Source organism: Pseudomonas sp. GW823-FHT04A03, assembly GCF_058796615.1.
Genome location: NZ_JBXAIV010000002.1, coordinates 368,206 through 384,996, shown reverse-complemented (window position 1 = coordinate 384,996; position 16,791 = coordinate 368,206). Strand labels below are relative to the sequence as shown.

Annotated in this window: 15 protein-coding genes; 9 read left to right on the top strand and 6 right to left on the bottom strand. The window is 60.3% G+C overall.

The genetic code is table 11. From position 1 onward, the window contains the following. Together dapD and AC1Q9F_RS07710 are read right to left on the bottom strand one after the other, a co-directional pair. Positions 1–1,035 carry a 2,3,4,5-tetrahydropyridine-2,6-dicarboxylate N-succinyltransferase gene (gene dapD / locus AC1Q9F_RS07715; protein WP_047601307.1) on the bottom strand — a complete coding sequence of 345 codons (1,035 nt, stop codon included), beginning with the start codon at positions 1,033–1,035 and terminating at the stop codon, positions 1–3. Between the two features lie 31 nt (positions 1,036–1,066). Next, the gene (locus AC1Q9F_RS07710) at positions 1,067–1,429 is read right to left on the bottom strand and encodes an ArsC family reductase (RefSeq protein ID WP_003222107.1); all 363 of its coding nucleotides are present in this window, start codon (positions 1,427–1,429) and stop codon (positions 1,067–1,069) included. Positions 1,430–1,611: 182 nt separating this feature from the next. Here AC1Q9F_RS07710 and AC1Q9F_RS07705 point away from each other — a divergent pair, with 182 nt between their 5' ends. After that, the gene (locus tag AC1Q9F_RS07705) at positions 1,612–3,243 is read left to right on the top strand and encodes a Na+/H+ antiporter (RefSeq protein ID WP_007954765.1); all 1,632 of its coding nucleotides are present in this window, start codon (positions 1,612–1,614) and stop codon (positions 3,241–3,243) included. Between the two features lie 8 nt (positions 3,244–3,251). Here the strand turns inward: AC1Q9F_RS07705 and AC1Q9F_RS07700 are convergent, their stop codons facing one another. The 4 genes from AC1Q9F_RS07700 to map all read right to left on the bottom strand — a co-directional run bounded on the left by AC1Q9F_RS07700 (position 3,252) and on the right by map (position 8,916). Next, positions 3,252–3,980, bottom strand: coding sequence for a M12 family metallopeptidase (locus AC1Q9F_RS07700; protein ID WP_492619629.1), 729 nt, complete (start codon positions 3,978–3,980; stop codon positions 3,252–3,254). Between the two features lie 167 nt (positions 3,981–4,147). After that, on the bottom strand, positions 4,148–5,347 hold the full coding sequence (dapC, locus tag AC1Q9F_RS07695; protein WP_492619630.1) for a succinyldiaminopimelate transaminase: 1,200 nt from the start codon (positions 5,345–5,347) through the stop codon (positions 4,148–4,150). 43 nt (positions 5,348–5,390) lie between these two features. Then, a complete protein-coding gene (locus AC1Q9F_RS07690) occupies positions 5,391–8,093 on the bottom strand; it encodes a [protein-PII] uridylyltransferase (protein WP_007954768.1) in 2,703 nt (900 codons plus the stop codon). Positions 8,094–8,133: 40 nt separating this feature from the next. After that, a complete protein-coding gene (gene map / locus AC1Q9F_RS07685; protein ID WP_039769663.1) occupies positions 8,134–8,916 on the bottom strand; it encodes a type I methionyl aminopeptidase in 783 nt (260 codons plus the stop codon). Positions 8,917–9,290: 374 nt separating this feature from the next. On the opposite strand from map, the gene rpsB reads away from it, so the two are divergent. From rpsB to rseP, 8 genes are all read left to right on the top strand, one after another. Continuing rightward, on the top strand, positions 9,291–10,028 hold the full coding sequence (rpsB, locus tag AC1Q9F_RS07680) for a 30S ribosomal protein S2 (RefSeq protein ID WP_008052780.1): 738 nt from the start codon (positions 9,291–9,293) through the stop codon (positions 10,026–10,028). Between the two features lie 190 nt (positions 10,029–10,218). Further along, positions 10,219–11,082: a translation elongation factor Ts gene (gene tsf / locus AC1Q9F_RS07675; protein ID WP_011332682.1), complete on the top strand. Its 864-nt coding sequence runs from the start codon at positions 10,219–10,221 to the stop codon at positions 11,080–11,082. A gap of 212 nt (positions 11,083–11,294) precedes the next feature. Beyond that, positions 11,295–12,038 (top strand): UMP kinase, encoded by a 744-nt coding sequence (pyrH, locus tag AC1Q9F_RS07670; protein WP_003222124.1) that lies wholly within the window; start codon positions 11,295–11,297, stop codon positions 12,036–12,038. After that, entirely contained in the window at positions 12,035–12,592 is a 558-nt protein-coding gene (gene frr, locus AC1Q9F_RS07665) for a ribosome recycling factor (protein WP_007954771.1), read from the top strand. Before pyrH ends, frr begins: the two co-directional genes overlap by 4 nt. A gap of 14 nt (positions 12,593–12,606) precedes the next feature. Further along, positions 12,607–13,362, top strand: a complete 756-nt coding sequence (uppS, locus tag AC1Q9F_RS07660) for a polyprenyl diphosphate synthase (protein WP_085697328.1) — start codon at positions 12,607–12,609, stop codon at positions 13,360–13,362. Then, positions 13,362–14,168 (top strand): phosphatidate cytidylyltransferase, encoded by an 807-nt coding sequence (locus AC1Q9F_RS07655; RefSeq protein WP_492619631.1) that lies wholly within the window; start codon positions 13,362–13,364, stop codon positions 14,166–14,168. Before uppS ends, AC1Q9F_RS07655 begins: the two co-directional genes overlap by 1 nt. Beyond that, positions 14,165–15,355 carry a 1-deoxy-D-xylulose-5-phosphate reductoisomerase gene (ispC, locus tag AC1Q9F_RS07650; RefSeq protein WP_492619632.1) on the top strand — a complete coding sequence of 397 codons (1,191 nt, stop codon included), beginning with the start codon at positions 14,165–14,167 and terminating at the stop codon, positions 15,353–15,355. The genes AC1Q9F_RS07655 and ispC overlap by 4 nt, the downstream gene beginning before the upstream one ends. A gap of 53 nt (positions 15,356–15,408) precedes the next feature. Beyond that, positions 15,409–16,761: a sigma E protease regulator RseP gene (rseP, locus tag AC1Q9F_RS07645; protein WP_207985166.1), complete on the top strand. Its 1,353-nt coding sequence runs from the start codon at positions 15,409–15,411 to the stop codon at positions 16,759–16,761. Positions 16,762–16,791: the final 30 nt, after the last annotated feature.

Here is a 16,791-nt window from a genome sequence, read left to right as displayed (position 1 = left end):
TTAGTTGTGAGCGTGCAGCGCTTCGTTCAGCTCGATCGCCGACTTGTGGGTCTTGCATTCCACGGCGCCGGTTTCCGAATTGCGACGGAACAGCAGGTCGGTCTGACCGGCCAGTTCACGGGCTTTCACCACTTTGACCAGGTTGTTGTGCTCGTCCAGTAGCGCCACCTTGGTGCCGGCGGTCACGTACAGGCCCGACTCGACGGTGTTGCGGTCGCCCAACGGGATACCGATACCGGCGTTGGCGCCGATCAGGCAACCTTCGCCGACCTTGATCACGATGTTGCCGCCGCCCGACAGGGTACCCATGGTGGAGCAGCCGCCGCCCAGGTCCGAACCCTTGCCGACGAACACGCCAGCGGAGACGCGGCCTTCGATCATGCCCGGGCCTTCGGTGCCGGCGTTGAAGTTGATGAAACCTTCGTGCATCACGGTGGTGCCTTCGCCCACGTAGGCGCCCAGACGCAGACGCGCAGCGTCAGCGATACGCACGCCGGCCGGTACCACGTAGTCGGTCATTTTCGGGAATTTGTCCACCGAGAACACTTCCAGCAGCTCGCCGCGCAGACGGGCTTCGAGTTGCAGCTCGGCCAGTTCGCTCAGGTCGATTGCGCCCTGGCTGGTCCAGGCCACGTTTGGCAGCAGCGGGAAGATCCCGGCCAGGCTCACGCCGTGCGGCTTGACCAGACGATGGGACAGCAGATGCAGCTTGAGGTAAGCCTCAGGGGTCGAGGTCAACTGAGCGTCTTCGGCCAGCAGGGTGGCGACCAGCGGCTTGTGGCTTTCGGCAAGACGGGTCAGCAACTTGCCTTGTACCGCGTCGATGCCTTTCACGGCTTCAGCCAGTTGGGCCGCTTGTGCGGTGGTGAAGGTGATCGCCTGATTGCCTTCGGTGTAGCCGAGGATCGGTGCAACAGCGGCAACCAGTTCGGTCGAAGGGTTGAGCAGCGGCTGAGCGTAGAACACTTCCAGCCACGCGCCTTGACGGTTCTGGGTGCCGACGCCGAAGGCAATACTGAACAGGGAGTTGGACATGTGAATACCTCTACAAAAAGTGACGGGCTGCTTACTTGAGGGCGGCCGCGTAGATATCTGGCTTGAAGCCAATCAGGGTTCGGTCACCGAGATCGAGCACCGGGCGCTTGATCATCGAGGGTTGAGCGAGCATCAGTTCGATGGCTTTCGACTGGTCGAGATCGGCTTTGCGTTCGTCGTCGAGTTTGCGAAAGGTCGTGCCTGCGCGGTTCAACACCGTTTGCCAGCCATGCTCGTCGCACCATTGGGTCAGGTGCTCACGGTCAATGCCGGCGGTCTTGTAATCGTGGAAGTCATAGCTGACAGCGTGTTCATCGAGCCAGGTGCGCGCCTTTTTCATGGTGTCGCAGGCTTTGATGCCGAAAAGGTGCAACGTTTTGCTTGAAACGGTCAAGGAATTGCCCCCTTTACAGGTGCTGGAAAAAAATGGTGTCAGATTATGCCATGACCAGACGGTTTCGCGGCGCCGAGGTTGCTTTTGCCGTGGGCGCCTGCGACATAGGTGCAACGGTCAGCCACAGCCTAAGCGGCTAATATGGCAGTTCAACGCTGTCGATTGTCCGGGATTTCCGCTTTATGCAAACTGCTTATACCGTCCTGATCCTGCTGATGCTGGTCAGTGTCTCGCGCCTGGTGGGACGGGTGATTCCGCTGCCATTGCCGCTGGTACAGATCGCCGCTGGCGCCTTGCTGGCCTGGCCGACCCTCGGCCTGCACGTGGCCCTCGATCCCGAACTGTTCCTGTTTCTGTTCCTGCCGCCGCTGCTGTTTTCCGATGGCTGGCGCATGCCCAAGCGCGAATTGTGGCGCCTGCGCGGGCCGGTACTGACGCTCGCGGTCGGGCTGGTGCTGTTTACCGTGGTCGGTGCCGGCTACTTCATTCATTGGCTGCTGCCGACGATTCCGTTACCGGTGGCCTTTGCGCTGGCGGCGGTGCTGTCGCCGACCGACGCCGTGGCGGTTTCGGCCATCGCGCAAAACCGTTTACCGACGCCGCTGATGCATATGTTGCAAGGCGAGGCGTTGATGAACGATGCGTCAGGCCTGGTGACGTTCAAGTTCGCGCTGGTCGCGGCGATCACCGGTGCATTTTCACTGGCCAATGCCAGCCTGACCTTCGTACTGGTCGCGGTCGGCGGGCTGGCGGTGGGTGTGGCGCTGAGCTGGCTGGTCGGCCGGTTGCGCGCCTGGATGATCGCCCGGGGCTGGGACGATCCGGCGACTCACGTGGTGTTCATGTTGCTGCTGCCATTCGCCGCTTACGTGCTGGCCGAACGGCTCGGCGCGTCGGGCATTCTCTCGGCAGTGGCGGCGGGGATGATGCAGAGCTGGCTCGATCTGCTGCCACGCCAGACCAGCACCCGGTTGCTCAACCGCAGTGTCTGGTCGCTGCTTGAGTTCGCCTTCAACGGTTTGATCTTCCTGCTGCTCGGCCTGCAACTGCCGGACATCATTAAAGCGGTGGTCAGCCACGAGACCTCGTTATGGCCGACGCTGTTCTATCGCTGCCTCGATGTAGTGGCGATTTTCCTGGCGCTGGTGCTGTTGCGTTTCATCTGGGTGCAGAGCATCTGGCGTCTGTCGGTGCTGTTGCGTCGCCTGCGCGGCAAGGGAGATCTGACGCAAGTGCCGACCGCCCGTTCCTGCTGGCTGCTGACCGTCGGTGGCGTACGCGGTGCGGTGACCTTGGCAGGCGTGATGTCGGTGCCGATGCTGATGGGCAGTGAGGCCTTCCCCGAGCGTGATCTGCTGATCTTCATCGCCGCCGGGGTGATCCTGTTGTCACTGGTAGCGGCCTGTATCGCGCTGCCGTTGCTGTTGCGCGGCATCGAAAAGAGCCCTGACGACAAACGCCGGCAGGAAGTGCGCGACGCCTGGCGCAAGACCGCCGAAGCGGCGATTCACGCGCTGGAAACCGAAGAGGTCAACCCGCAGGACGCCGCGCAAGCCGCGCTGGCAGCGGAGCTCAAGGCGCGGATCATGTCCGAGTATCGCCATCAACTGGAGGTCTTCAACGACTCGGCCGAAGCCCAGGCGCTGGCGTTCCAGATGGATCTGCTGGAGCGCCGTCTGCGACTCAAGGCGCTGCGTGCGCAACGCCTTGAGTTGTACAGCCTCAGCCGTCAGCACCAGATTGGCGATGACGTGCTGCGCGAAGTGTTGGGCGAGCTGGATTTGAGTGAGGCGAATCTGGGGCAGGTCAAATAGGCAAAGCGCTATCTAGGATAGAGCAGTCTCATCAGGCGTTTGTCTTTCTTGCTGATCGTGCGGTTGATCGGCACCTCCCAGTTGCCCACGGTCAAAGTGTTGGCCACGGGGTGGTGCATGATCGACCTGCGGTCGTAGGCGGTGTAGATCGCGTCCAGCGTATCGAAGGAGGCGAACAGGTTTCTGTCGACCTGCTCCTCGGTCAGCGGGTTCATCTCGCGATTTTTGTAGAACTCGTACACCTTCGGTTTATCCCACGGAATTCTGGCCTGTGGGTGTTGGTGTTCATGCAGCGCGCCCAGCGCATGCCCGAACTCGTGCATCACGATCACTTCAAAGTCCTGATGATCCGGCTTTACGCCCAGGTTCATGGTCGGGTAGTCCGGATGAATCAGCAGCGCATCGGTGCCGAGCATCGAACTGTTGTCGTTGTTTTTAGTGGCGATGCGGATGTCGCCCATCAGGTCATCGACGAATTCGAACGTGAGGTTGATGTATGGCAGCCACTGGCTGGCGGCGTCGATGATCTTCTTCTTGTGATCGGTATCGGGCGCGTCCAGGAAGGCGATTTTCAGTGTGCGGCCGTTGGCCCACAGTTTTGAGTAGTTGACGACGGAGCGCTTGCGGCGAGTGCCGGTCGCGGTGCCGGCATTGGCCGGGTTTTCGTTGATGGCGGCTGTGTAGGCCGCCTGATCGTCGGGCCATTGATTGAGTTGGCAATCGAGCAGTTCTGTCATTTTTCACTTCTTCCATGAAGTCAAAGGTCGGTTTTTAGTGATGCGCAGCGAACGGCGCCGCTCAAGACTAACGTCTGGCGGGCAGGGGAGTGGGGTAGAAAAGGAGGGGAACTGTTACGTGATATTTGATCGCCCGTGCCGGATTGCCCGGCACGGGCGTTCAGGCATTACTTGTGGCGCAGGACGAAATCGCGGATGCGTTCGGCAGCCTCGACGCATTCCGCCAGCGGCGCAACCAGTGCCATGCGCACGCGCCCGGCACCCGGATTGACGCCATCGACGTCACGGGACAGGTACGAACCCGGCACCACGGTCACGTGCTCTTCGGCAAACAGATCGCGGCAGAACGCGGCATCGTCGCCTTGCACATTCGGCCACAGGTAGAAGCTGCCATCGGGGCGCTGCACGTCCATCACCGGGCTGAGGATCGCCAGCACGGCATCGAACTTCTCGCGGTACAGCGCACGGTTGGCGCGTACGTGCACTTCATCATTCCACGCGGCGACGCTGGCCAGTTGGGTCTGAACCGGCATCGCGCAGCCGTGGTAAGTGCGGTACAGCAGGAAGCCCTTGAGGATGTCGGCATCGCCGGCGACGAAACCGGAGCGCAGGCCCGGCAGGTTCGAGCGCTTGGACAGACTGTGGAACACCACGCAACGCTTGAAGTCCTTGCGACCCAGTTCGGCGCAGGCGCTGAGCAGGCCCGGCGGCGGAGTCTGTTCGTCGAAGTACAGTTCGCTGTAGCACTCGTCGGCGGCGATTACGAAGTCGTATTCGTCGGCCAGGGCGATCAGCTTTTTCAGCACGTCGACCGGAATCAGCGCGCCGGTCGGGTTGCCCGGCGAGCACAGGAACAGGATCTGGCAGCGTTTCCAGATGTCCGGCGATACGGCGTCGAAATCCGGGTTGAAACCGTTCTCGTCCAGGCAGGGCAGGTAATGCGGCTTGGCCCCGGCGAGGAACGCCGCGCCTTCGTAGATCTGATAGAACGGGTTCGGGCTGACGACCAGCGCGTCATCGCCACGGTTGACCACGGTCTGGGTGAAGGCGAACAGCGCTTCACGGGTGCCGTTGACCGGCAGCACGTTGCGCGCCGGATCGATCCAGTCGCCCGGCACGTTGAAGCGACGCTCGCACCAAGCGGCAATGGCTTCGCGCAGGGCCGGAACGCCGAGGGTGGTCGGGTACACCGCCATCTGATCCAGATTGTTCGCCAGCGCCTCGGCGACAAAGCTTGGCGAGCGGTGCTTCGGTTCGCCGATGGACAGCGCGATCGGGCGCTTGTCCGGGTTTGGCGTGACGCTGCCGAGCAGGGCGCGGAGCTTTTCGAACGGGTAGGGCTGAAGCTGGGACAGAGCGTTGTTCATCGGTGCGGGATCTCGTGCAAAGCGGTTGAATCCGGGCGCGCAATCAAATGCTGATGCGCGACAGTTTGATATCGGGTTCCTGATTGACGCTCAGCTGTTCGACGATGGCATCCTGCAAACGGCTGCACAGCAGCGGGTCGGACAGCGGTTGATTGTGGGCGTCGGTGATGAAGAACACGTCTTCCACCCGCTCGCCCAGGGTGGCGATCTTGGCGTTCTGCAGCGACAGGTCGAACTCGAGGAAAATCCCGCCGACCCGTGCCAGCAGGCCCGGGCGATCAGGTGCCGTGAGCTCCAGCACCGTTACCGGGCGCTGGGCATCGTTGTGGATCGTGACCTGCGGGGCGAACGCGAAATGCTTGAGCTGACGCGGCACCCGACGCTGGATGATCGTCGGGTAGTCGGCCGGGTTGCGCAGGGCTTCGGTCAGGCCGTCGCGAATCTGTTTGACCCGGACAGGATTGTCGCCGATCGAATCGCCATCGGTGTCGAGCACGATGTAGGTGTCGAGGGTGAACTGGCTGCTGGACGTGATGACCCGGGCGTCGTGAATGTTCAGGTTGAGCTGGTCCATCGCTGCCACGGTCACGGCGAAGAAGTCGTGCTGGTCCGGCGCGTAGATGAAGATCTGCGTGCCGCCCTCGAACTCGCGCTGGGTGGTTTCCTTGATCAGCACCAGCGGACCGCCGTCGGCCGGTTGCTGAAGGATCGCGTCGGTATGCCAGGCCACGTCGCCGGCGGTGTGGCGCAGGAAGTAGTCATCGCCCAGTTGCGCCCACAATTGCTCGACGTCATCCGGATCGGTGCCGCCGCGTACCAGAATGTCCAGCGCCGCACTCTGGGTCTGGCGGATCTGCTCTTCGCGATCCACCGGATTTTCCAAACCACGGCGCAGGGCGCGCTTGGTTTCGGTATAGAGCTGGCGCAAGAGGCTGGCGCGCCACGAGTTCCACAGGGTCGGGTTGGTCGCGTTGATGTCGGCCACGGTCAGCACGTACAGGTAGTCGAGACGGGTTTCGTCACCGACCGCCAGCGCAAAGTCATGGATTACCTGCGGGTCGGACAAGTCCTTGCGCTGGGCGGTGGTCGACATTACCAGGTGGTTCTGCACCAGCCAGACGATCAGGCGGCTGTCCCACACCGGCAGTTGGTGACGCTGGCAGAACGCCTCGGCATCGACCGCGCCGATCTCCGAGTGGTCGCCATGCCGGCCCTTGCCGATGTCGTGATACAGGCCCGCCATATAAATGAGTTCAGGCTTGGGCAGTTTGGCCATGAGCTTGGCGGCTAGCGGGAATTTCTCCGACACCTGGGTGTACTGCAATTTGCGCAGGTGTTTGATCAGGTTCAGCGTGTGCGCATCGACCGTATAGATGTGGAACAGGTCGTGTTGCATCTGCCCGACGATGAAGCCGAACTCCGGCAGATAGCGCCCGAGAATGCCGTAACGGTTCATCCGCCGCAGGTTGCGGTGGATGCCGATCTTGCACTTGAACAGCTCGATGAACAGGCTGGTATTGCGGATGTCGTTGCGGAAGTTGTCGTCGATCAGATGACGGTTTTCCCGCAGCAGACGAATGGTGTCGGCGCGCACACCTTTGATTTCCGGCTGCTGGGCCATCAGCACGAAGATCTCGAGCATGGCGAACGGCGTGCGGCGGAATACGTTGTCGTTGCGTGCCTCGATGTAGCCGTCGTGCAGCTGGAAGCGCGAGTTGATCGGCTGCGGTGGCGCTTCGTCTTCCGGGGCTAGGATCACTTCCTCGAAGTGCTGGATGATCAGGTCGCTGAGCTGGGCGATGCTCATCACAACGCGGAAGTACTGCTGCATGAAGTTTTCGACGGCCTGTTTGGCGTCGTCACCTTCAAAACCCAGCAGCCCGGCGATGGTGCGCTGGTGATCGAACAGCAGGCGGTCTTCGGAGCGACCGGCCAGCATGTGCAGGGCGTAACGCACTTTCCAGAGGAATTCCTGAGAGGACGCCAGCAGGGCGTTTTCACTCTCGACCAGGAATCCTTCTCCGGCCAGGGCGCGCAGGTTCAGGGTGCCGTACTGACGACGGGCTACCCACAGAATCGTCTGAATATCCCGTAGTCCGCCGGGCGAGCCTTTGACGTTGGGTTCCAGGTTGTATTCGGTGTCGTTGTATTTGTGGTGGCGAGCCTTCTGCTCGGCGCGTTTTGCCAGGAAGAAATCCTTGCTCGGCCACATGTGTGCGGTGCTGGTGACGTCGAGCATGCGCTGGCGCAGGCGTTCGGGGCCGCAGATGGTGCGGCTTTCCATCAGGTTGGTGACCACCGTCAGGTCGGCGCGGGCCTCTTCGGCGCATTCGTCGACGGAGCGAACGCTCTGACCGACTTCCAGGCCGATGTCCCACAGCAGCGTCAGAAAACGCTCGATGGAATCGCGGAAGATTTCGTGGTCGGCGCTGTCCAGCAGGATCAGCAGGTCGATGTCGGAGTAAGGGTGCAGTTCGCCGCGACCGTAGCCGCCGACCGCGACCAGCGCGATGTCGGCGTCTTCGCTCCAGTCGAACTGGTCCCAGGCCTTTTGCAGGATGTTGTCGACGAACCAGGCCCGGTCTTCGATCAGCCGCCGGATATCGCGACCGGCCCGAAAACGTGCATCGAGCACTTCGCGGGCCTGGCGGATCGCCTTTTTGAACGCCGCGATGGGACTCGCTTTCAGGGCCAGTTCAGCCTGGAACTGACCGCGGTCGAAGAGTTCGGGATCCACCTGCGGCATCGATTGGCTTTCCTTCTATAGGCTGGGAACGGTGTCTGGATCAGGCCGAGATGCGCGGGATGGTGTCGTCGCTGCGCAGGGTGAAGATCTCGTAGCCGGTGTCGGTGACAAGCAAAGTGTGTTCCCACTGTGCCGACAGCTTGCGATCCTTGGTGATCGCGGTCCAGCCGTCGCCCAGTACTTTGGTGTCGGCCTTGCCCTGGTTGATCATCGGCTCGATGGTGAAGGTCATCCCGGCCTTCAGTTCCATGCCCGTGCCGGCGCGGCCGTAGTGAAGTATCTGCGGCTCTTCGTGGAACACCTTGCCGATGCCGTGACCGCAGAATTCGCGCACCACCGAGAAGCCGTTCTTTTCCGCGTGCTTCTGGATGATTTCACCGATGTCGCCGAGGCGGCAACCGGGTTTGACGATCTCGATCGCCTTGTACATGCATTCCTGGGTGACCTGCGACAGGCGCTCCGCCCAGACCGGCACGGTGCCGACGTGGAACATGCGGCTGGTGTCGCCGTGGTAGCCGTCCTTGATCACGGTGACGTCGATGTTCAGGGTGTCGCCGTTTTTCAGCGGCTTGTCGTTCGGGATGCCGTGACAGACCACGTGGTTGATCGAGGTGCAGATCGACTTCGGGTAGCCCTTGTAGTTGAGCGGGGCAGGGATGGCCTGCTGCACGTTGACGATATAGTCGTGGCAGATCTGGTTCAGCTCATCGGTGGTCACGCCCGGCTTGACGTGCTCGGCAATCATTTCCAGCACATCGGCGGCCAGTTTGCCGGCGACACGCATGCCAGCGATGTCCTCGGGGGTTTTGAGGGTGACGGTCATACAGGCTCTCTCTGCGCTCGGCGGCGCTTGCTGATACGAACAGGGGCGCGGCTGTTGATTTGGCGGCCCCGAAAAACGCGATTCTAACAGACCAAAGGCGCAAATCCGCGCCTGCGTGCATCGCTTCCCTCTATACAATGTGGTGCATTGTCCCGATTCCAAGGGGCTGGCGCGCATGTCCCTGACGCGATTGCAGATTCCGGGTTCCGTTTGCGTCGTCCCTGTGGTATAAAATGCGCCGCTTTCCGGGGATAGCCCCGAGAGCATTAACCCACACACGTGTCGACACGATGGCCTGGGTGCCTTTGATCCTCGGATCAATGGTTGGTCATTGGGATGCGTGGAGGCCCAACCCGACTTATCAAGGAACTATCATGTCCCAAGTCAACATGCGCGATATGCTGAAGGCCGGTGTGCACTTCGGTCACCAAACCCGTTACTGGAATCCGAAAATGGGTAAATACATTTTCGGCGCGCGTAACAAGATTCACATCATCAACCTTGAAAAAACCCTGCCAATGTTCAACGAAGCTCTGACTTTCGTAGAGCGTCTGGCCCAGGGCAAAAACAAGATTCTGTTCGTCGGCACCAAGCGTTCCGCTGGCAAGATCGTTGCTGAAGAAGCAGCACGTTGCGGTTCGCCGTACGTCGATCACCGCTGGTTGGGCGGCATGCTGACCAACTTCAAGACCATTCGTGCTTCCATCAAGCGTCTGCGTGACCTTGAAGTACAAGCCGAAGACGGTACTTTCGCCAAGCTGACCAAGAAAGAAGCGCTGATGCGCACTCGCGATCTTGAGAAGCTGGATCGCTCCCTGGGCGGCATCAAGGACATGGGCGGTCTGCCAGACGCACTGTTCGTGATCGACGTTGACCACGAGCGCATCGCGATCACCGAAGCCAACAAGCTGGGCATCCCGGTTATCGGCGTTGTCGATACCAACAGCAGCCCGGAAGGCGTTGACTACATCATCCCAGGCAACGATGACGCAATCCGCGCTATCCAGCTGTACATGGGTTCGATGGCTGACGCAGTAATCCGCGGTCGCAACAACGTTGCTGGCGGTACTGTAGAATTCGCAGCTGAAGAAACTCAGGCTGCAGCTGAGTAATTGACGCCCTGGCGTTGACTCAGTAAGCAAAAAGGGGGCTTGGCCCCCTTTTTGCCACCTCGAAAACCATTTGTCGGCAGCGCAGCTACAGCATCTGTAACGTGCAGCGGCTACAAGGTGGCTCGGGAAGAATTGAACGCCCGTTCGATCGGGTGGAATGGTTGAAAACCTATCCAAGAGGAATTTGAAAATGGCAGCAATTACTGCAGCGTTGGTCAAAGAACTGCGCGAGCGTACCGGCGAAGGCATGATGGATTGCAAGAAAGCCCTGGAAAAGGCTGGCGGCGACATCGAAAAAGCCATTGATGACATGCGTGCTTCGGGCGCGATCAAGGCTGCCAAGAAAGCTGGCAACGTTGCCGCTGAAGGCGCTATCGCCATCAAGGACGACGGCAAGGCTGCCGTTCTGATCGAAGTCAACTCGCAGACCGACTTCCTGGCTCTGCAGGACGACTTCAAAAACTTCGTTGCTGCCAGCGTTGACAAAGCATTCGCTGACAAGCTGACCGACGCAGCTCCGCTGATCGCTGCTCAAGAAGCCGCTCGCGAAGCACTGGTTGCCAAAGTAGGCGAGAACGTCAACATCCGTCGCCTGGTGCGCGTAGAGGGCGACGTAGTCGGCACCTACCTGCACGGCAACAAGATCGGTGTTGCTGTTGTCCTGAAAGGCGGCGACGTCGAGCTGGCCAAAGACATCGCGATGCACGTTGCTGCAAGCAACCCTGAGTTCCTGCTGCCTTCGCAAGTCTCCGACGAAGCGATCGAGCGTGAAAAGGCTGTGTTCCTGCAGCTGAACGAAGAAAAAATCAAAGGCAAGCCAGAAAACATTGTTGAGAACATGGTCAAAGGCCGTATCAGCAAGTTCCTGGCAGAAGCGAGCCTGGTTGAGCAGGCGTTCGTCAAGAACCCTGAAATCAAGGTTGGCGAGCTGGCCAAGAAAGGCGGCGCTGAAATCGTTTCCTTCACCTACTTCAAGGTAGGCGAAGGCATCGAGAAGCCGGTCGACAACTTCGCTGAAGAAGTTGCTGCCCAGCTGGCTGCCGCCAAGCAATAAGACGGTTTTTCAACTGTCGCCCGAAAGAGGCTGCCCGCTCACGCGCGCAGCCTCTTTTCAGATAGGGTTACCAATTTTTAATTGGTTTCCCCTTGGAACTGACTTACAAAGCCATGTTCCGATGGCGCTGAAGCAGCGCCAAGCTAGAGTGAACGCCAGCTGTAAAACAGCTCGCAAAGAATTTTTAAAATACGCCGCAGGAGAGATTCGCAATGGCTCAGCAGGGCAGTGGTTATCAGGCTCGCTATAAACGCATTCTACTCAAGCTTAGCGGCGAGGCCCTGATGGGCTCGGAAGAGTTCGGGATCGATCCGAAAGTTCTGGATCGCATGGCGCTGGAAGTCGGCCAGTTGGTCGGTATCGGCGTTCAGGTCGGTCTGGTGATCGGTGGCGGCAACCTGTTCCGAGGTGAGGCGCTGAGCAAGGCCGGCATGGACCGGGTCACGGGCGACCACATGGGCATGCTGGCCACTGTGATGAACGCCTTGGCCATGCGCGACGCGCTGGAACGTGCCAATATCTCGGCGATCGTGATGTCGGCCATCTCCATGGTTGGTGTGACCGATCACTATGACCGTCGCAAGGCCATGCGCCACCTGAACTCCAAGGATGTGGTGATTTTCGCGGCCGGTACCGGCAATCCGTTCTTTACCACGGATTCGGCAGCCTGCCTGCGTGCCATTGAAATCGACGCCGATGTCGTGCTCAAGGCGACCAAGGTCGATGGCGTCTACACCGCTGATCCGTTCAAAGACCCGCATGCCGAGAAGTTCGATCATCTGACTTACGATGAAGTACTGGATCGCAAGCTGGGCGTAATGGATCTGACGGCCATCTGCCTGTGCCGCGATCACAAGATGCCGCTGCGCGTATTTAACATGAACAAGCCCGGCGCCTTGCTGAACATCGTGCATGGTGGCGCAGAAGGGACTTTGATCGAGGAAGGCCAACAATGATCAACGAAATCAAGAAAGACGCCCAAGCGCGTATGCAGAAATCCCTGGAGTCTCTGAACCACGCGTTCGGCCAGATTCGTACCGGCAAGGCTCACCCGAGCATCCTTGGCAGTGTCATGGTGCCTTACTACGGCACTGACACCCCGCTGAGCGGCGTTGCCAACGTCACCGTGAAAGACTCGCGCACCCTGCAGGTCGTGGCGTTCGAGCGCAACATGCTCGCTGCCGTCGACAAGGCAATCCAAAGCGCCGGTCTGAACCTCAACCCGACCAACCTGGGTGAGTTGCTGTTGATCCCTATGCCGGCCCTCACCGAGGAAACGCGTAAAGGCTTCACCAAGCAGGCGCGTAGCGCTGCTGAAGACGCGCGTGTTGCCGTACGCAATATTCGTCGTGATGCCTTGGGCGAACTCAAGAAGCTGGTCAAGGACAAGGAAATCAGCGAAGACGAAGAGCGTCGTGCGATCGCTGATATCGATAAGCTGACCAAAGAATCCGAGGCCCAGATCACCAAGGCCACGGACGAGAAAGAAAAAGACCTGATGGCCGTATAAGGGTCGAGTTTTTAATGGACAAGACCAAGCAGACTGCGCCGTCCGCGGTGCCGCGCCATGTCGCGATCATCATGGATGGCAATAATCGCTGGGCGAAAAAGCGCTTCATGCCGGGTGTCGCCGGGCATAAAGCGGGCGTGGACGCTGTGCGGGCGGTGATCGAGGTGTGCGCCGAGGCCAAGGTCGAAGTGCTCACCCTGTTCGCTTTTTCCAGTGAAAACTGGCAGCGCCCGGCCGATGAGGTCAGCGCCTTGATGGATCTGTTCTTCAAGGCGTTGCGTCGTGAGGCCAAGCGCCTGAACGACAACAACATCAGTCTGCGCATCATCGGTGACCGTACGCGGTTCCATCCGGAGCTTCAGGCCGCCATGCGTGAAGCGGAAGCGATGACCGCCGGTGCCAACCGTTTCATTCTGCAGATCGCCGCCAACTACGGCGGTCAGTGGGATATTGCGCAAGCGGCGCAGCGTCTGGCGCGTGAGGTTCAGGCCGGTCATCTGCGACCGGAAGACATCACACCGGATCTGCTGCAGACCTGTCTGGTCACCGGTGATCTGCCGTTGCCCGACTTGTGCATCCGCACCGGTGGCGAGCATCGCATCAGCAATTTCCTCTTGTGGCAGTTGGCGTACGCCGAGTTGTACTTCTCCGACCTGTTCTGGCCGGACTTCAAACACGAAGCCATGCGCAATGCGCTGGCCGATTTCGCTTCACGCCAGCGTCGTTTCGGTAAAACGAGCGAGCAGGTCGAAGCTGGAGCCCGGGTTTAATGCTCAAACAACGCATCATCACTGCACTGATTCTGCTGCCGATCGCCCTGGGCGGTTTTTTCCTGCTCGAAGGTTCCGGTTTTGCCCTGTTCATCGGGCTGGTCGTAAGTCTGGGCGCCTGGGAATGGGCGCGTCTGGCCGGCTTCACCGCGCAGGCATTCCGTGTCGGCTACGCGGCGGTGGTCGCGCTGATGCTGTTCGTCATGTACATCCTGCCGGGGCTGGCACCGTGGGTGCTCGGTGCTTCGGTGATCTGGTGGGCATTGGCGACCTGGCTCGTGCTGACCTACCCGCGCTCCAGCGAACATTGGTCCAGCGCGGCCGCCAAGCTGGTGATCGGTCTGCTGATTCTGTTGCCTGCCTGGCAAGGGCTGGTGCAGATCAAGCAGTACGCGCTCGGCAACTGGCTGATCATGGCGGTGATGGTGCTGGTCTGGGGCGCGGATATCGGGGCGTATTTCTCCGGTCGCGCGTTCGGCAAGCGCAAGCTGGCGCCGCAAGTCAGTCCCGGCAAAAGCTGGGAAGGCGTGTATGGCGGTCTGGCGCTGAGCCTGGTCATCACCACCCTGGTCGCGCTGTTCCGTGACTGGACGGTGGCGCAATTGTTCAAGGGCTTGATCGGTGCCGCGGTGATTGTCTTCATCTCGGTGGTGGGTGATCTGACCGAAAGCATGTTCAAGCGTCAGTCCGGCATCAAGGACAGCAGTAATCTGCTGCCCGGTCATGGTGGTGTACTGGATCGCATCGACAGCCTGACGGCGGCAATCCCGGTGTTCGCGGTGCTGCTGTGGATGGCGGCATCGTGAGTCGCCCGCAGCAGATTACCGTCCTGGGTGCGACCGGTTCGATCGGTCTGAGCACCCTGGATGTCATCGCCCGGCATCCTGAGCGTTATCAGGCTTTCGCCCTGAGTGGTTTTACCCGTCTGAGCGAGCTTTTTGCTCTGTGCGTTCGTCATCACCCGAAATTTGCGGTAGTGCCGGAAGCCGGCGCTGCCCGCAACCTACAGGACGATTTGCGTGCGGCAGGCCTGTCGACGCAGGTGCTGGTCGGCGAGGAAGGCTTGTGTCAGGTCGCTGCTGCACCCGAGGTGGATGCTGTCATGGCCGCCATCGTCGGCGCCGCCGGCCTTCGTCCGACCCTCGCGGCTGTCGAGGCGGGCAAGAAGATTCTACTGGCCAACAAGGAAGCGCTGGTCATGTCCGGCGCCTTGTTCATGCAGGCCGTGCGCAAGAGCGGTTCGGTCCTGTTGCCGATCGACAGCGAGCACAATGCGATTTTCCAGTGCATGCCGCAGGACTTTGCTCGCGGGTTGAGCAACGTTGGAGTTCGTCGGATTTTGCTGACAGCCTCTGGTGGTCCTTTCCGGCAGACGCCGATGGTCGAGCTGGCGCATGTTTCACCCGATCAGGCCTGTGCGCATCCGAACTGGTCCATGGGTCGCAAGATCTCGGTGGATTCGGCCAGCATGATGAACAAGGGGCTCGAGTTGATCGAGGCCTGCTGGTTGTTCGATGCCAAGCCATCGCAGGTCGAAGTGGTGATTCATCCGCAGAGCGTGATTCATTCGCTGGTCGATTATGTGGACGGTTCGGTGCTGGCGCAGTTGGGCAATCCCGATATGCGCACCCCGATTGCCAACGCCCTGGCCTGGCCTGAGCGCATTGACTCGGGCGTGGCGCCGCTGGATCTGTTCGCTGTCGCGCGCCTGGATTTCGAAGCTCCCGACGAAGAGCGCTTTCCGTGCCTGCGTCTGGCGCGGCAGGCTGCCGAGGCGGGAAACAGTGCCCCGGCCATGCTCAATGCAGCGAATGAAGTGGCGGTCGCCGCGTTTCTCGACGGACGGGTTCGCTACCTGGAAATCGCGAGTATCATCGAGGAAGTCTTGAGCCTCGAGCCTGTGGTGGCCCTGGATAATCTCGAAGCGGTATTTACCGCTGACGCGACAGCCCGGACATTGGCCGGACAGTGGCTGAGTCGTCACGGCCGATAGGTCTTGCAATACATGGCTTCACGCGGCACTGGACAGGATTGCGGAGAAAGTAGATGAGCGCGCTCTATATGATTGCCGGCACCCTGATCGCTCTGGGTGTGCTGGTCACCTTTCACGAATTCGGCCATTTCTGGGTCGCGCGTCGCTGTGGCGTCAAGGTTCTGCGTTTCTCCGTGGGCTTCGGCATGCCGCTGCTGCGCTGGCATGACAAGCAGGGCACCGAGTTTGTGGTAGCGGCCATTCCGCTGGGTGGCTACGTCAAGATGCTCGATGAGCGCGAAGGCGAAGTGCCGGCCGATCAGCTTCATCAGTCATTCAATCGCAAGTCCGTTCGTCAGCGTATCGCCATCGTCGCGGCCGGCCCTGTGGCCAACTTTCTGCTCGCGCTGGTGTTCTTCTGGGTGCTGGCCATGCTCGGCAGCGAGCAGATTCGCCCGGTCATCGGTTCAGTGGAATCCGGCAGCATCGCCGCAACGGCCGGACTGAGCGCCGGTCAGGAAATCGTCGCGATCGATGGTGAGCCGACCTCGGGCTGGGCTGCGGTCAACCTCCAGCTGGTGCGCCGACTGGGGGAGAGCGGTTCTCTGCAATTGCTGGTGCGCGATCAGGGTTCCACGGTGGATTCGCCTCGTGTCCTGGCACTTGATAAATGGCTTAAAGGGGCTGACGAGCCGGATCCGATTCGCTCCCTTGGCATTCGTCCTTGGCGCCCGGCATTGCCGCCGGTGCTGGCCGAACTCGATCCGAAAGGTCCGGCCCAGGCAGCCGGGCTGAAAACCGGCGATCGTCTGCTGACCCTGGATGGCAAGGCGCTGGATGATTGGCAGCAGGTGGTCGATACCGTTCGTACGCGTCCTGATACCAAAATCGTGCTGCGCGTCGAGCGCGACGGTGTTCAAATCGACGTCCCTGTCACACTGGCTGCACGTGGCGAGAAGAAGTCTCCAAGCGGTTACCTGGGGGCGGGTGTGAAGGCTGTCGACTGGCCGCCGGAGATGATTCGCGAGGTCAGCTACGGGCCTTTGGCAGCGATTGGCGAGGGTGCCCGTCGTACCTGGACCATGAGCGTCCTGACGCTGGATTCACTGAAGAAAATGCTCTTCGGCGAGCTCTCGGTAAAAAACTTGAGTGGACCGATAACCATTGCTAAAGTGGCGGGCGCTTCTGCCCAGTCGGGCGTCGCTGATTTCCTGAATTTCCTTGCTTATCTGAGTATTAGCCTGGGGGTTCTGAATTTGCTGCCCATTCCTGTACTGGATGGGGGGCATTTGTTGTTTTATCTGATCGAGTGGGCGCGTGGTCGTCCCTTGTCGGATCGGGTGCAAGGTTGGGGGATACAGATCGGTATCAGTTTGGTGGTCGGGGTGATGTTGCTTGCTCTGGTCAACGATCTGGGTCGTCTGTAACGCTTCGCTGAATTGCGAATCTGCCGCATT

Excerpts from the sequence above, each read along its gene's own strand:
- dapD (WP_047601307.1), bottom strand. The coding sequence starts at position 1,035 with ATGTCCAACTCCCTGTTCAGTATTGCCTTCGGCGTCGGCACCCAGAAC.
- AC1Q9F_RS07705 (WP_007954765.1), top strand. The coding sequence starts at position 1,612 with ATGCAAACTGCTTATACCGTCCTGATCCTGCTGATGCTGGTCAGTGTC.
- AC1Q9F_RS07700 (WP_492619629.1), bottom strand. The coding sequence starts at position 3,980 with ATGACAGAACTGCTCGATTGCCAACTCAATCAATGGCCCGACGATCAG.
- dapC (WP_492619630.1), bottom strand. The coding sequence starts at position 5,347 with ATGAACAACGCTCTGTCCCAGCTTCAGCCCTACCCGTTCGAAAAGCTC.
- AC1Q9F_RS07690 (WP_007954768.1), bottom strand. The coding sequence starts at position 8,093 with ATGCCGCAGGTGGATCCCGAACTCTTCGACCGCGGTCAGTTCCAGGCT.
- map (WP_039769663.1), bottom strand. The coding sequence starts at position 8,916 with ATGACCGTCACCCTCAAAACCCCCGAGGACATCGCTGGCATGCGTGTC.
- rpsB (WP_008052780.1), top strand. The coding sequence starts at position 9,291 with ATGTCCCAAGTCAACATGCGCGATATGCTGAAGGCCGGTGTGCACTTC.
- tsf (WP_011332682.1), top strand. The coding sequence starts at position 10,219 with ATGGCAGCAATTACTGCAGCGTTGGTCAAAGAACTGCGCGAGCGTACC.
- pyrH (WP_003222124.1), top strand. The coding sequence starts at position 11,295 with ATGGCTCAGCAGGGCAGTGGTTATCAGGCTCGCTATAAACGCATTCTA.
- frr (WP_007954771.1), top strand. The coding sequence starts at position 12,035 with ATGATCAACGAAATCAAGAAAGACGCCCAAGCGCGTATGCAGAAATCC.
- uppS (WP_085697328.1), top strand. The coding sequence starts at position 12,607 with ATGGACAAGACCAAGCAGACTGCGCCGTCCGCGGTGCCGCGCCATGTC.
- AC1Q9F_RS07655 (WP_492619631.1), top strand. The coding sequence starts at position 13,362 with ATGCTCAAACAACGCATCATCACTGCACTGATTCTGCTGCCGATCGCC.
- rseP (WP_207985166.1), top strand. The coding sequence starts at position 15,409 with ATGAGCGCGCTCTATATGATTGCCGGCACCCTGATCGCTCTGGGTGTG.